The organism is Pseudomonas sp. SJZ074 (genome assembly GCF_007828215.1).
Taxonomy (GTDB): Bacteria; Pseudomonadota; Gammaproteobacteria; order Pseudomonadales; family Pseudomonadaceae; genus Aquipseudomonas.
On sequence record NZ_VIUE01000002.1, the window covers coordinates 290,448 to 304,315 of the forward strand.

General features: G+C 57.2%; 14 protein-coding genes and 1 pseudogene. 14 read left to right on the forward strand and 1 reads right to left on the reverse strand.

What is annotated here, in order from left to right:
• Positions 1-130: 130 nt before the first annotated feature.
• The gene (locus FBX99_RS03605; RefSeq protein WP_256662446.1) at positions 131-616 is read right to left on the reverse strand and encodes a hypothetical protein; all 486 of its coding nucleotides are present in this window, start codon (positions 614-616) and stop codon (positions 131-133) included.
• 371 nt (positions 617-987) lie between these two features.
• Here FBX99_RS03605 and FBX99_RS03610 point away from each other — a divergent pair.
• From FBX99_RS03610 to FBX99_RS03675, 14 genes and pseudogenes are all read left to right on the forward strand, one after another.
• Positions 988-1,409: pseudogene (locus tag FBX99_RS03610) on the forward strand (DDE-type integrase/transposase/recombinase); the annotation flags it as partial.
• A 124-nt stretch (positions 1,410-1,533) separates the two neighbouring features.
• On the forward strand, positions 1,534-1,839 hold the full coding sequence (locus FBX99_RS03615) for a hypothetical protein (protein WP_144922282.1): 306 nt from the start codon (positions 1,534-1,536) through the stop codon (positions 1,837-1,839).
• Positions 1,820-3,130 (forward strand): diaminopimelate decarboxylase, encoded by a 1,311-nt coding sequence (locus FBX99_RS03620; protein ID WP_145130637.1) that lies wholly within the window; start codon positions 1,820-1,822, stop codon positions 3,128-3,130. Before FBX99_RS03615 ends, FBX99_RS03620 begins: the two co-directional genes overlap by 20 nt.
• A gap of 10 nt (positions 3,131-3,140) precedes the next feature.
• Positions 3,141-4,049 carry a hypothetical protein gene (locus FBX99_RS03625; RefSeq protein ID WP_145130640.1) on the forward strand — a complete coding sequence of 303 codons (909 nt, stop codon included), beginning with the start codon at positions 3,141-3,143 and terminating at the stop codon, positions 4,047-4,049.
• A gap of 2 nt (positions 4,050-4,051) precedes the next feature.
• Positions 4,052-5,029 (forward strand): 3-oxoacyl-ACP synthase, encoded by a 978-nt coding sequence (locus FBX99_RS03630; protein WP_145130642.1) that lies wholly within the window; start codon positions 4,052-4,054, stop codon positions 5,027-5,029.
• Complete coding sequence (locus tag FBX99_RS03635) at positions 5,026-6,636, forward strand: class I adenylate-forming enzyme family protein (RefSeq protein ID WP_144922294.1); 1,611 nt, start codon at positions 5,026-5,028, stop codon at positions 6,634-6,636. The genes FBX99_RS03630 and FBX99_RS03635 overlap by 4 nt, the downstream gene beginning before the upstream one ends.
• Entirely contained in the window at positions 6,614-6,868 is a 255-nt protein-coding gene (locus tag FBX99_RS03640) for a phosphopantetheine-binding protein (RefSeq protein WP_144922297.1), read from the forward strand. Before FBX99_RS03635 ends, FBX99_RS03640 begins: the two co-directional genes overlap by 23 nt.
• A complete protein-coding gene (locus FBX99_RS03645) occupies positions 6,869-8,422 on the forward strand; it encodes an AMP-binding protein (protein ID WP_144922300.1) in 1,554 nt (517 codons plus the stop codon). It abuts the gene before it with no gap.
• Positions 8,391-9,908 carry an AMP-binding protein gene (locus FBX99_RS03650; RefSeq protein WP_144922303.1) on the forward strand — a complete coding sequence of 506 codons (1,518 nt, stop codon included), beginning with the start codon at positions 8,391-8,393 and terminating at the stop codon, positions 9,906-9,908. Before FBX99_RS03645 ends, FBX99_RS03650 begins: the two co-directional genes overlap by 32 nt.
• A gap of 96 nt (positions 9,909-10,004) precedes the next feature.
• Positions 10,005-10,436, forward strand: a complete 432-nt coding sequence (locus tag FBX99_RS03655) for a VOC family protein (RefSeq protein WP_256662448.1) — start codon at positions 10,005-10,007, stop codon at positions 10,434-10,436.
• Positions 10,433-11,560: an acyl-CoA dehydrogenase family protein gene (locus FBX99_RS03660; RefSeq protein ID WP_145130644.1), complete on the forward strand. Its 1,128-nt coding sequence runs from the start codon at positions 10,433-10,435 to the stop codon at positions 11,558-11,560. The genes FBX99_RS03655 and FBX99_RS03660 overlap by 4 nt, the downstream gene beginning before the upstream one ends.
• Positions 11,557-12,045: a hypothetical protein gene (locus FBX99_RS03665; RefSeq protein WP_144922308.1), complete on the forward strand. Its 489-nt coding sequence runs from the start codon at positions 11,557-11,559 to the stop codon at positions 12,043-12,045. The genes FBX99_RS03660 and FBX99_RS03665 overlap by 4 nt, the downstream gene beginning before the upstream one ends.
• Positions 12,046-12,867 (forward strand): alpha/beta fold hydrolase, encoded by an 822-nt coding sequence (locus tag FBX99_RS03670; protein WP_144922311.1) that lies wholly within the window; start codon positions 12,046-12,048, stop codon positions 12,865-12,867.
• Positions 12,851-13,849 carry a 3-oxoacyl-[acyl-carrier-protein] synthase III C-terminal domain-containing protein gene (locus FBX99_RS03675; RefSeq protein ID WP_144922314.1) on the forward strand — a complete coding sequence of 333 codons (999 nt, stop codon included), beginning with the start codon at positions 12,851-12,853 and terminating at the stop codon, positions 13,847-13,849. Before FBX99_RS03670 ends, FBX99_RS03675 begins: the two co-directional genes overlap by 17 nt.
• The last annotated feature ends 19 nt before the right edge of the window (positions 13,850-13,868 follow it).

Below are 13,868 nucleotides of genomic sequence, written 5' to 3' on the forward strand. Positions count from 1 at the left end.
CTATGGGGAATCTGCAGCCATGCCTGGCATCTCGTGATCGCACAACTCTCTGTATCCGAAGGAAAACCCAGGCAATTCGGGGCAGGGTAGAAGGACTGCAGAACTCGTTTCCGCGCGCAGTCAGCCAGCGTTAGGGCGCCTCAAAGTTTTCGTAGGCCAGGGAGATCGAATCGCTCCTTGGGTAGCTGACATACACCATCTCGCCATAATTGCTGGCAACCAGTACATAGGGCCACTTGCCGTTTGCCTTTCGCAGTTGCTCGTACAAAGGGTAAAAGAAATCCTTGGTCTGACCCTGCGGATCGTACGGGACTTCACCCAGAAAGATCGGATAGCGCCCACCATTGCATAGCTGGACCCGTTCCAGCTTGATACCGTTTTTTTCCAGCACGGTTCGCGCTGGATGCTGCCAGATGTTGAGGTCGACATCCTCACAGTTGCTGGCTTTTTGAGTGTAGAGCTCAGTGTCCTCGAGGGCTGGGTACGCCATGGCCTGGCTGCACAAGAGGAATAAAGCCAGGGGCAAGAAACGCTGCATCATGATGGTCCGAATGAAGGAAACGATTGTAGGTGCTTTTTGCCGGTTCCAAGGTTCAAAGCTGGACAAGGCTTGCACGGACTTTCTCGCCGAACAAGAGCTGAGCCGGTAGCGTGTGAGTTGAATCTCAAATGTAGCGACATGTCGAGGTACTCGGCGTTCTGAATGGAAATCCAGCTAATGCTGGGACGATGGAGGCTCATATAGGGTCGGGGTTGGTAATATCTTGTTACGCATAATGTATATTATGTTAAACCAGATGCTATGTCAGATATGTTCATGACTTGTCCACTTCCACTAACCCCCGGTCGGTTTTGCACAAAACCCCGGACGGTGAAAAATCAGCCTCTTGCGTTACCATCCTCACATCCTTCCTTAGAGGTGGTCGAGTCTGCATTACGTCGCTGGGTTAACCAACTCCAGCAGGAGCGCAACGGCGTGACTCCGCAGCGACGGTGGAGCGGCCTGACATTCCGAACATCTTGAATCGAGAGTTTGATGTTCCGGCACCGAATCAAGTCTGGTGTGGCGACATCACCTACATCTGGGCCCAACGGAAATGGCATTACCTGGCTGTCGTTCTGGATCTCTACGCACGCCGAATTGTGGGTTGGGCGCTGTCAAACAAGCCGGATGCGGATCTGGTCATCAAGGCGTTGGATATGGCTTACGAACAGCGTGGCAGGCCTCAAGCATGACGGCCCGAGAAGCGCACCAAGACTTCAGCCATTATCTGATGCATCGGTACAACTGGATTCGGCCACATCAATTCAACAGACTAAATCTTAGAATCATTCAAGTCAGCTCTGGCAGAACGAATACAGAAAGTGTCAGGTCTCCTTCCCTTCTTGATTCCTATCCCCTCCTCTGACGTCGACCAATAGCCAAAGATACCCGCAAGAGTCCAAGGCAGATTCCCACTGCAATCTCAAGCAAATCCCACTACCCGCCAAAGATATGATCACTCTTACGACGTTTAAAGGGTTGATCATTTCATGAGCGTTCCATCAGAAACGACACGGGCATTCATACTTTCCTCGCTGCAAAACATCGGAGTCGCTCAGGACAAGCTCCAAGCCATCAATCACGGTGCGGAAATCTACGGACCGCAGGGGTTATTGGACTCCATACATCTAGTTGGCCTTATTTCAGCCATTGGTGAATGGGTCGACAATTGCGAAGGCAATGCCGAGAGTTTCTTTGATATTCTCGATGATGATCTGTTCGATAACTTTAAAGATATCAATCGAATCGAGTCGTTATTGAATGGAAAATTCGGCCATGTCAGCTTTAGCTCCTGATAGTCAGTACATTCACACCGACAAGATCGAAGGCGTGCCCTATCAGCTTCTGGCGGACAAGGTGCCCACGCCTTTCTATGCGTACAGCGCCACGCAGATAAAAACGGATTTTGCCGAGCTTAAACGCATCCTTCCCCAAGGCATCGATTATTTCTATTCCCTCAAGGCCAACCCGAATAAAACGTTGGTTGCTCTATTGCATCAGGCCGGGACGGGTTGTGAAGTGTGTTCCCTGGTGGAACTGGAGATTGCATTGCGCCAGGGTGTGGCCCCCGGCGATATTATTTTCGTCGGGCCGGGCAAGCACATCAATGAACTAACGCAATGCTGCCTTGCCGGCATTAAAGCGGTGGTGGTCGAATCCATCGAAGAAATGCATTTACTCAATGATATTGCCGCTGGCCTGGGCGTGGTCCAGAACATTGCACTGCGTATCAACCCCGACTTCACCGGCGAAAAAGCCAAGTTGGTGATGAGCGGCAAGCCCCGGCAATTTGGTATCGATGAACAACTGCTGCCGCAGGCATTTGCTGTTCTCGGGAAACTTGTGCAACTGCGCCTGGCGGGGATTCATATTTATCTTGGCACCCGTATTCTTGACTGGCAGGCTCTGGCTAACAACACGCAAAACATCCTGGCACTGGCCGCCACGCTTCAGCAGGATTATGGAATAGACCTCGACTTCGTGGACGTCGGTGGTGGCTTTGGCGTGCGTTATTTCGACAAAGAAAAGGCACTTGACCTGGCCGCCTTGGGTGAGGCACTGCTCCCTGTGGTGAATAACTACCGCCAACGTTTTCCGCGCTGCAAGATCGTTATCGAGCTGGGCCGCTTCCTGATTGCGCGCGCAGGTATCTTTGTCACTCGGGTCAACTACCTCAAGCCATCCCGTGATGAGTGGTTTGCGGTGTGTGACGGCGGTGCCAACTGCCACGGCAGTGCGGCTGGCATCAATTCCTTGATCCGCCGGAACTTTCCGATGGCGCGCCTTGGCCCGCCTCGGCGGAACAATGATCAGCATCGCTACCAAGTGACCGGCCCCCTGTGCACGCCCACTGATCTATTGGGCGAAAACGTCCTGCTGGCCGAACTTCGTTCGGGGGATTTGATCGGTATCGGGCATTCCGGCGCCTACGGTGCCAGCGCATCACCCGTGAGCTTTTTAAGTTTCGGGCATCCGGCAGAAGTACTTGTCGAAAATGACCAGGCTTTTCTGATCCGCGCGGCGGACAGCGTAGACACCCTGCTGGCTCCCCAGGTGTACCAATGTTTATCCCTGGCCCACGGTTGAAGGAATCGCCATGTCTCTGGAGTTCGCGACTTCCCATATCCTGTGGCGCCAGTTTGAAAGAAAAAACGATGCACCTGCCGTAGACGATGGGCAATTGAACGTAGTGAAAGACTTCGTCAACGCTTTTTTTCGCTCTCATGGTCACTCGGGTCAGGCCCAGGACGCCCATGCCCTGCGCTGGTACGCCGCGCAAGACTTGACGTTCAGGACGATGCTCAAGCAACTGGTCAAAGAACTGGATAACCACGTCGTGCTCAATGACCTGGATCTGGTGGTGTTGACCCACTGGACGCCGGACGTAGAGGTCGGCTGCTCAGTGACCAATGCCATTATTCATGAGACGGGCGCCCACGACGCCTTCGGTATGGCCATCAGCGATCATGGCCTGAGCGGTACGTTCCTGGCACTGCAAGTCATCGAGGATTACCTCGGCGACATGAACCATGGCAGCCAGGGGAAAAGGGCTCTGCTGCTGATCGCTGACCAGGATGCCATCCTGTATGACAGCCCCGCCCTGGCCCGTTTAAATCCTGCGCCCAGTGCCTGCGTCGTGATGTTGCGCAGCCTGCCAGGCGAACGTACCGACGGCCAGCCCGCAAGCATCGTGTTCAAACATTATCGAAAAATCGTTTTTCCAGGCACGCATCCGACACTGGATACCCTGCTCGTCACATTGGATATGTTCACCTCCGGGGAAAATCTCCTTCCCCTGCTGATCCTAACCACGCCGTGTTTTGCCGAGCAATTGCGTCAACATGCGCAGCTGGCAACTCACCGCATCGAGACCTGGGATGAGACGCTGCTCTCTTCGGCCCCCTGGGTCCGCACAAAAGAGCTTGCGACGAGCAGCCAACGCATTTTATGGCTGCTGCCGGAGGGCAAACATCTCGTCTGCGCAGGCTTCGTGGCGGAGGCTTGAGCATGTATATCCATACGATAACCAGCCTGGTCGCTGCGAGTCTCACGCCCCTGCCCGCCCTGGCGGAGAAATATGCCTGGGGTGAGCGCAACAGCAAGATCTTTGGTCGTTTTCATCGGATGGAATCGGCCAGCCTGTTTGAGCGCGAGGCGTTGCCTGAGCTGATCATGCAGCTGTTGCAAAGGTTCCGGGCCGAATGTCCCCCGGCATTGTTCGAGAAAATTGGCTATGTGGCCTGGGCGCATTCTCTGAATGGCCCCAGCCCTTTTGACCAGGTCCCCAGCCTGGCAAGCGATATGCGGACATTTCTGGGGCGCCCGCAGATTGAGTTTTTCTCCATCACCCAAGCGTCGTGCGCATCGGCGCTGGTTGGGTTGAAGTTTCTCGACGCCAAGCTCGCTGCGGCACACACACGGCAGGATAACGTTTGTGGGTTATTGATCACTGGGGAGAAATGCTTCCACGACACGGTGCAATACGCCAATCAAAATGGCTATTTCGGCGAAGCATTTTGCGCCACCCTGCTCAGCGCGACGCCTTCGCCCGGCGCGTTGCGCCTGAGCGCTGTGCACGTCCAGCAACTGGCCGCCTATGGTACGCGCATGCGGGCGACGGATCGCGAGCGTGAGAATGCCTATGATCACGCCTTCATCCCCACCATGCTCGAGACCGTCCACACCGCGCTGCGGCACGCAGGACGGCGTCCTGAAGAGCTGCGTACGCTGATCCCGTACCACATTAGCCCACCGACCTTTGACAGGATCGCCGACGGTGCCGGCTTTGCCCGGAACATCATTTTCCGTCGTCATCTCTACCAATTGGGACACTGCTTTTGCAGCGATGCGTTCGTCAATTTGAAAAGTCTCCTGACGCACCGCGATGACGCCACCGCCGTGGCCCCCATTCTGGCCTTGGCGTCCGGCGTCGCCGGCACTTTTGCAGCCATCGTTCTTGAACTGAATCACGAGGATGAGACATGAGCACGAACCATTTGACCCAATGGCTGGCGCTGGCTGCGCACCAGTTTCCTGAAAAAACGGCGCTGATCGAAGGTGAACAGGCGGTGACTTGGGCCTCACTCCACCAACGCGTGATCAACACCGCTGCCTACTTGCGCCAGCAACAGGTTGAGCGCGGCGACAGGGTATTGGTATGGCTGCCAAGCGGGGTCGATTTCGTCGTCTGCTTCTGGGCAGTGCAATATTTGCAGGCTGTGTTCGTTCCGGTAAATCCGGAGACACCGTTGGCGCGGGTCGCCTGGCTGCTCGATAACGCCGCGTCGCGTTTATTGATCGCCCAGACCGGGCAGGCCGCGGCGTTGGCAGCGGCACCAGGCAACCCCGGCCTGCAGGTGTTGTTCGATAAAGCATCCGATGCGCAAGAGAGCGGTTCGTCACTCCTGTCTCTGCAACAGATAGCGACACAGGATCTGGCAACGCCGTTGCCTGTGCAAGACGCGTTGGATATCGACCTGGCGTGCCTGATCTACACCTCGGGCTCCACAGGCGACCCCAAAGGGGTCATGTTGACCCAGCGCAATATGCTCAGCGCGGCAGACTCTGTCGCCACCTATTTGCAATTGGCGCAAAGCGACCGGATTTTCTGCACGATTCCCATGAGCTTCGACTACGGGCTGTATCAAGCGATCATGACCGCCAAGGTTGGCGCAACGCTGATTATCGAGAAGGATTTCAGCCGCCCGCTTTTTGCCCTTAAACAGCTGGTCAAGCACAAAGCCACCGTGCTGCCGATCGTCCCCACGCTGCTGGCGCTCATCGCACCATTGGCCAAGCGCTATGACTTCTCCTCCCTGCGCAAAATCACCAACACCGCGGCGGCCCTGCACCCCAGCGACATCGACCTGTTGCTTTCGCTCTTCCCTCAGGCCGAGATTTTCTCGATGTACGGGCTGACCGAATGCCACCGCTGTACCTGGCTGCCTCCTGCGCTGCTGGCCAAACACAAAGACAGCGTGGGCTACGCCATCCCGAACACCGAACTCTGGGTCGTGGACGATGACGGCGTGGCACACCGTAGCAACGCCACCGGTGAATTGGTGATCCGCGGCGCTACGGTAATGCGCGGCTATTGGCGCAACCCGGAGCAGACCGCGAACAAATTGCGGCCGGGCCCACTGCCTGGCGAGTCGGTCCTGTACACCGGCGACGTGTGCCGGCTGGATGAGCAGGGCTTGCTTTATTTCTTGTCGCGCAAAGATGACATGCTCAAGACCCATGGCGAAAAAGTCGCCCCCAGGGAAGTCGAGGGTGTGCTCAAACGAATCCCGGGCGTGTTGCAGGTTGCCGTCATTGGCGTCCCCCACCCTATTCATGGCGATGAGATCGTGGCCTGCATCGAGTGCGTCGAGCCTTTGGACATCGCGCCACTCAAAGCCTTTTGCCAGGCCCATCTTGAAGCCTACAAACGGCCACACCGCTACTACTTCAGTGATGCGTTACCCAAAAACAACAATGGGAAAGTTGACCGAGGCCAATTAGCCATTCTCCTGCCGCGCCAGGAAAAAAACCTCAACGTCGGGTGCACACAACACACAGGGAGTCATCATGCATACGTCCACCATTATTGAAGCCATTGGATTGGTTCTGGAGTCCTCGAATCTCTCGGAACTGAGCGCCCGAACCCATCTTGAACGTGACCTGGGATTTGAAAGCGGCCTGTATATCGAACTGATCATGTACCTTGAGGAGCGCATCGAGGACCTGGTACTCGACCCGGCCACGCTGGAGTTCCAGCACTTCGAAACCGTGGGCAGTTTGTCGAACTTCATTGAGCTTCAGCTCGCCAACCGGGCGGCGTGAATGGACGCCTGGTCTGAGCTCATCACGGTGTTCATGCGCTTTGAGGATCAGGCGCAGACCGCCTGGTGCCACCACTCACGGACGTACAGCTATGGTGCGCTCAGCCAGCGTGCGCAGGCGATCGCCGCTGAGATAGTCCGGCAGCAGCCTGTCAGCGAAAGTCCCCTGGCGCCGGTGCTGGTTTATGGCCACAAGTCCTTCGACTTCCTGGCGGCCTGGTGGGCCTGCATTCTGTGTGGTTGTCCGATTGTGCCGGTTGAATCCGATAACGCTCCCGAGCGTCTGGAGCGCATTGTTCAGACGGTTGGTGCACGCCTGATCCTGAACACCGACGCGCTCCCCCTGTTCGTCGCGAGTGCCAAGACCATTGCCCTCGCCGCCCTGCCCTGGCGGCGCCATGAAGACGACGTATTGCAATCTTTACTGGAGGCGACCCGGAGGCGGTTCGATAACGCGAGCGCAATCCCGTTGGCGTACATTATGTTTTCCTCGGGCACCACCGGGGAGCCCAAGGGCATTCAAATCAGCTTGTCCAATCTGGTCGATTTCCTGGCCTGGATACGCCGCGACTTTGCGCTCGACGGGGCTATCACCGGAAATGTGCGGTACTGCTTCGATGTTTCGCTGTTTGAAATCTGGCTCGCCTGGCAGTTCCTGCAACCCCTGTCGGTGCTCGACCATCGCGATTTGATCAACACCCGCAAGGTGATCGCCCAACACGCGCAAATGGCACTGACCTGCTGGGTCTCCACACCGTCGATGGTCCGTCTCTATCTGCTGGACCCGACCTTCAATGCCCAGGCACTGACGCACTTGCAGCGTTTTATCTTTTGCGGCGAAACGCTGCCCAAAGCGATCGTTACCCAGTTATGGGCGCGTTTTCCAGGCTGCCAAGTGATCAATACATACGGCCCTACCGAATGTACCGTGGCGGTTTCACGGGTGGTGATCACCCCGGACATGCTGGCTTCGCCCCTGCCCTTGCCGATAGGCAACGCCAGGCCGGGAGCGGCACTGCGCCTGGCCGACCCCGTGGACGCATGCGGCCGGGGGCAACTGCTGATCAGTGGTGAGTGCGTCGGCCCAGGCTATCTCAATGCGGCGCCTGCGCGTCAGGCCAGTTTCAGCCGGCAGGATGGACAAGCCACGTACGCCACGGGTGATATCGGTCTGTTCGATGGCATCTGGTACTACTTCCTGGGGCGCGAAGATGGCGAGGTCAAAATCCAGGGACACCGCATTGACCTGCATGAAATCGAACACTTCCTGCGCGATCGTAACCTGGTCGTTGACGTGGTGGTCGAACCCTATTGGCGCAAGGGCAATGCCGAGGCGATCCAGGCCTGCGTGATCCTCAATCCAGGTTGCGAGTTGTCGCAGCTTGGCAACGCCATGCAGGCCCATTTCCCCCCGTGGGCTATTCCGCGTTATTGGTACAGCACCCCCCGCACCGTACTGAATCATAACGGCAAACTGGATCGTTCAGTCGCCCGGCAACTGGCTATGGATAAAGGAGAGAAGTATGTTTTTATCGCAAATCAAACCACTGTTTGAGCGGTTGAAATATCAGGACAGCGCGACCGCGCTGATCAACCAGGAAGGTATCTACAGCTTTGCCGAACTGGGCCTGCGCACCGCCGCGATTGCCCGATTGTTAGCGCCATGGGCGGGCCGTAACGTACTGGTCCATGGTCATAAGCAACTGGATGCCGTGGCCGCAATGCTGGCCTGCATCAGCCAGGGATGCTGCTTTACTTTTGTCGATCAATCCAACCCTGTAGCGCGGGTTGAAAAGATTGCCAACCTGATCCGCGCCGAACTGATCCTCACGGCCACGACACACCCAGTGGAGGGCCTGGACCGCTGGCCGCAACGAGTCCTGTCGACTCTGGAAAATGGCGACCCGGCCTCGTTGCCACTTGAACCGGAACTGACTCAGCCAGCGTTCTATATCCTTCCGACGTCGGGCAGTACCGGTGAGCCGAAGGGCGTGATCGTCAGCTATGAGAACTTCGCCGCCTTCTCGAGCTGGTACAGCCCGCTGATTGCCGACGGCATCTCTCACGGATGCCATGTGAGCCATGCCTGCTTCTCTTTCGACATGGGCCTGCTGGACCTCTTCCCGGTGCTTAGCCAAGGTCGGGCCCTGCTGATGCTGGACCATCGACACAATATGCTGCCCCGACAAAATATCCGCCTGATGTCGCGTCACCCGCAGTGCCCGGTCACCAGCTGGTTTTCTACACCAAGCTTTATCGATTTGATGCTGAAAGATCCGTTGTTCAGTCGGGAGCAGTTGCCAGATCTGAAGAGATTCTTCGTGGCTGGCGAACGCGCTGCGCTGGGCTTGGTGCACCAGTTGCAGGCTCGCTTCCCAGGCCTGGAGGTGATGCATGGTTATGGCCCGACCGAAACCACCGGCATGACTCACACTTTTGCGCTCGGCCAGCCGCCCGAACACAGCGCGGGCCTGCTGTCCCTTGGTCCGGTTTGCGGGTTGACCCGGGTCAGGATTGTCGATGCCGACGGCGACAGCGTGCCACCTGGCGAAATGGGTGAGGTGCGCTTGTACGGCCCGCAAGTCGCGTTGGGCTATCAGCCTGAAGACGACCCGCGTAACGACGCCTTCGGTCAAGACGAGTTCGGACGTTACTACGCGACTGGCGACCGGGGGTTCATGGACGAAAATCAATCCCTGTTTATCCACGGCCGGGATGACAACCAACTCAAGCTGCACGGTAATCGGGTCGAACTGGCTGAAATTGAAAGCAGCGTGTGCCGCTGTGTGGAGGTCATCCAATGTTGCGCGGTACCGATAAAGGACGACGGTAAGGTCATCGACCTGCAACTTTTCGTTCAATTGCGCGAGGACAATGCGACCCACCGCGAAGCACTGCGCCGCTTTCTGGCAGAACAGCTACCCGCCTACATGATCCCGAAATCCATGTACTTCTGTCAGACCTTCCCCGTGACGCTGCATGGAAAGATCGACCGCCAGCAACTGGTGCAACAACACAAAGCGCTGTCAGCCGCGACTTGATGGCTATCTGCAAGCACGTATAAAAATCGGCTCGTCATGGCAGTGACAATGCCCGTTACTTTGTGCACCGGCGCCGGACGGGTGCCAGCGTAAAACGTGTTCTTCGAGAAAAAAGGCGGCACGATGCGTTTCAGTCATATTGGTTATGTGGTTTGCGACAGCGATGCAACCGCTGTCGCGGTTAAACCGTTTTTCCCCGTTGTCGTCCGATACAAAGAATATGTGGCCGCACAAAAAGTGTTCATCACGCTGCTGGCGACGACTGAAGGGAACAGCCAGATAGAATTGGTAGAACCGCTGGAAAACAATCTCCCCTTGCGCGAGTTGTTGGCTAAATCCGGTAAGTCGTCGCTGCCTTACCATATCTGCTTCGAAGTCGAGGACTTTGACGAGCAACTCAAAACGATGAAGGCCACGGGTTGGATCGTATTGACGCGACCCTTCAATGCCTTCGATGTCAATCACCGTTCCAGCCACCTCTATCACCCTGACGCCGGGGTTATCGAAATCATGTCAGGCCCGCTATGAGTCAACTCTACGATGATGCTTTCGCCGGACGATCTTGCCTGCTGGGCTCAGACGCCCAGCAGGTTGCCGACCAACTGCGCAATTTCGGCGATACACGACAGGTCTTGGGCCAGTGGTCGTTCGCCCCGGCCATGAATCATCTTGGCGTGCCACCACGGTACCTGGACACGGCGAGTCATCAGGTGAACAGCCTGGCCACGCGCTATGAGCTCTATGAACAGGTGGGTTTCGTTTCCCCGGCGCTGATGTTCAGTGCGCCGGGCCCGAGCATGTCGGCCTATGTCGTCGCCGGGCTGGGTAATGAACAGCAGCAGGATGCCTTCTTCGGCCAGTTTCTGGAGACATTGTGCTGGTCGTGCTTCGCAATGACCGAGCCGGCACGGGGCAGCGATGCCGGTGCCATGCAAACCACGGCGACGCGGGTCGACGGTGGGTACCTCATTTCTGGGCAAAAAATGTTTATTGGAAACGGAATAGTCGCCGAAACCGGTGTGCTCTTTGCGCGTACCGCCCCAGGTCAATTGGGAATCAACGCTTTTCTATTTTCGCCGCAAAACCCGGCCATCACCCGTCAACGCCTGGCATTGACTGGGCTTGAAGGCACAAACCTGGCGCATATGCAGTTCAACGATATGTTTATCCCAACAGCCGATGTACTCGGACTGCATTTAAAACCGACCCAGCGTTTTGCGCGGTCGGCGATGGCCACATTCGATGCGCTGCGCCCCTGTGTGGGCGCCCTGGCACTGGGTGTGGCGCGACGCGCATTGCACGAGTGGCAAGCTTGCGTCACGCCTGACCCAGCGCAACGGCAACAGTTGTCGCGATTAAAGCGGCGCTGGCATACCGCTTACCACGAGGCGCTGACGCTCTGTCAGCAGGCGGATAAGCAGCAAGCCCCGGCAAAAAGCCCTGGCATGGTGAAGACCACCAGCGTGATGATTGCCGAGGAGATTGTCAGTCAACTGATCCATGCCTTCCCTGCAGACCAAGGGCCGTTACCGACCGGTCTATGGCAGGCCTTTCGTGATGTAAAGGCCTTTGAATACACAGAGGGAACGCGACAGATCCATCGATTGGGCCAGAGTTTTTCACCCCGACTAGCCAGCCAGGAGTGCCGATGACCATTGCCCTTTTGACACAGGGTCAACTGAGCATCGTCAGTACCTGTGAAGCCATTGTTCCTGATAGCCGACATTTTATTGCCACGCAGCCACCATCATCCCAAACTCATTGGTACCAGCACTGGCCACAAGACGATTGTGGCGAGCGCCTGCACGCCAGGGCCACCGTGGAGCTGTGTCGCAGCGTCGGCAGCGAACCTCATCCCACACAGTTGGTCTACGACAGCCTTTACCCCCCCGCACGCGGCGCCACTCCCCTGCTGCAAAGCCTATTAGCGCAATGCCCGGCGTTTATCGAGACCTGGGGCATCTGCAGTGGGCAATTCGATCCGCAGTACGCAGGTTCGTTGGCAACTCAGGTGCTGCAACCCGGGCAACGGCTGCTTTACCTGTATGACCCATTGCAGCGCCTCAATGGTGATCCCGCGCCTCAACAGCTGACACTGCACTACCTGATTTTTTCCGCACAACCCTTGGGGGTGTGAATGGATATCCAGCTTGCGTCCCTGATCGAGCGCCTGGCACAGCCTTGCGTGATGCCGATGCGTACGGCCGAGTCGTGCCAATTGGCGGCCCTGAAAACCGAGGTGATAACCTGCGGCCCCTACCGCAGCCGAGTGCTGGTCAAGGAGCAGCAGGATCCACACGCCAAAAGCGCGCTGTTGCTGCACGGCTGGGGCGGCCATCCCATGATGCTGTACGAGGCGCAAACGCTAATGCACGCCGGCGGATACAGGGTCTACACGCCCTTCCTGCTGGGCCATGATCCTCACTTCCCTGCCGGATGTGATTTGCCCGGGCAAAGCCCGTTGTTGTTGGCGATGCAGGCCACCTACGGCCCATTTGATAGCGTGGTGGCCCATTCGGCCGGCGGGATTATCACGGCGATGGCCCACTGGCTGGGTTTTACCCTGGACCGGGTTGCATTGCTTTGTGCCCCGGCCTCGCTGTCCAGTCTGTTACAGCACTCCCTCGCGCAGCTACGGGTATCGGCACAGCACCTGCCGCAGCTCAAGGCCTATTACCAAAGCCGCTATCCCCTGCCGGCCGCATTGCAAACCGCACAGCCGTACGCGTTGCGCGGGGCCCGTGCGCTCATCCTGCATGGTTCAAAGGACCAGCGAGTCGACCCTGCCGACGCCAGGCAAATCCAGGCGCAATGGCCGGACAGCCAGTTGCATATGATCGAAGGCACAGGTCACCTGGGTATTCTTTCGCACCCCCATACCCTGCAGGCGCTGACCAGGTTTCTCTGTGCTCAAAACGCCGACCATGAAAAAAGGAATCATCATGTTGGGGCATATTGAATCCATCACCCTGCACATCCCCGAGCAACGCAAGTCACTGGCCGAGGCCGCCCTCTCCCTTGGGCTGAGTGCACTGGACGTCAGGATGTTTTCAAGGTTCTACGGCCTGGAAAGCTTTCCGCGTCAACCTGGCACGGTAGATGATCTGATACGTGCGCTCCTGGAGCAGTTCGTCGCGGCTCATCCTGATATCGTCACGCGCATCCGGCACGTGGTGCATGCGCACACCGTACCAACCCTGCGCCCTTTTCACGAGACAGGCAGGACACTGCTCGACGCCTGCGGATTTGCCGACGACACCGAGTACTGCAGCCTGACGATGGGCCATTGTGCAACCTCGTTGCCTGCCGTGGAGTATGCATGCAGCCGCCTCAGGGACGGGGAATATGCGCTGCTGCTGGTCGGTGAAAAGGCCTTTCATCCAAAAGTAGAATTGCTCGATGACACCACCATCATGGGAGAAGCCGCGTGCGCCGTACTGCTCAGCCGGTCGGGAGCGCACGCCCAGGTCACCGCCCGGTACAGTGTGCAAGCCGGTGAATTCAGTGAACAAAAGGGGAATGAGCCGAAAACCAACCCGGCATTCGCCGAGGCCTATTTCGGGTTTGTCTGCAATGCCATGCGCAGCGCCATGGAATATTTCGATTGCGCCCCGGACGCCCTGGGGTGGATAGCCCCGCATAACGTCAACCTTTCCTCCTGGCAAAAAATCGCCGATGAGCTCGAGATCCCCCGTAGCATGATTTTTCTACAGAATGTGCCCCGCTACGGCCACTGTTTCGGTGCCGACCCCTACCTCAACCTGGCCGCACTTATCCGGGATCAACAGCTTTCTCTCGGCGATAAGGTCATGCTGGTCAGCGTCGGCATGGGCGCGACCTTTTCTTCACTGTTGCTTGAATTGCCCGCAGGCAATGAAATCCCAGTCTTTTGCAACCTCAAGCAATACCCGGATACGAGGCCGAATAAAGTGAGTGCTTAGTTCTTTCTCTACGTGAACG

Excerpts from the sequence above, each read along its gene's own strand:
- FBX99_RS03615 (WP_144922282.1), top strand. The coding sequence starts at position 1,534 with ATGAGCGTTCCATCAGAAACGACACGGGCATTCATACTTTCCTCGCTG.
- FBX99_RS03620 (WP_145130637.1), top strand. The coding sequence starts at position 1,820 with ATGTCAGCTTTAGCTCCTGATAGTCAGTACATTCACACCGACAAGATC.
- FBX99_RS03625 (WP_145130640.1), top strand. The coding sequence starts at position 3,141 with ATGTCTCTGGAGTTCGCGACTTCCCATATCCTGTGGCGCCAGTTTGAA.
- FBX99_RS03630 (WP_145130642.1), top strand. The coding sequence starts at position 4,052 with ATGTATATCCATACGATAACCAGCCTGGTCGCTGCGAGTCTCACGCCC.
- FBX99_RS03635 (WP_144922294.1), top strand. The coding sequence starts at position 5,026 with ATGAGCACGAACCATTTGACCCAATGGCTGGCGCTGGCTGCGCACCAG.
- FBX99_RS03640 (WP_144922297.1), top strand. The coding sequence starts at position 6,614 with ATGCATACGTCCACCATTATTGAAGCCATTGGATTGGTTCTGGAGTCC.
- FBX99_RS03645 (WP_144922300.1), top strand. The coding sequence starts at position 6,869 with ATGGACGCCTGGTCTGAGCTCATCACGGTGTTCATGCGCTTTGAGGAT.
- FBX99_RS03650 (WP_144922303.1), top strand. The coding sequence starts at position 8,391 with ATGTTTTTATCGCAAATCAAACCACTGTTTGAGCGGTTGAAATATCAG.
- FBX99_RS03660 (WP_145130644.1), top strand. The coding sequence starts at position 10,433 with ATGAGTCAACTCTACGATGATGCTTTCGCCGGACGATCTTGCCTGCTG.
- FBX99_RS03665 (WP_144922308.1), top strand. The coding sequence starts at position 11,557 with ATGACCATTGCCCTTTTGACACAGGGTCAACTGAGCATCGTCAGTACC.
- FBX99_RS03670 (WP_144922311.1), top strand. The coding sequence starts at position 12,046 with ATGGATATCCAGCTTGCGTCCCTGATCGAGCGCCTGGCACAGCCTTGC.
- FBX99_RS03675 (WP_144922314.1), top strand. The coding sequence starts at position 12,851 with ATGTTGGGGCATATTGAATCCATCACCCTGCACATCCCCGAGCAACGC.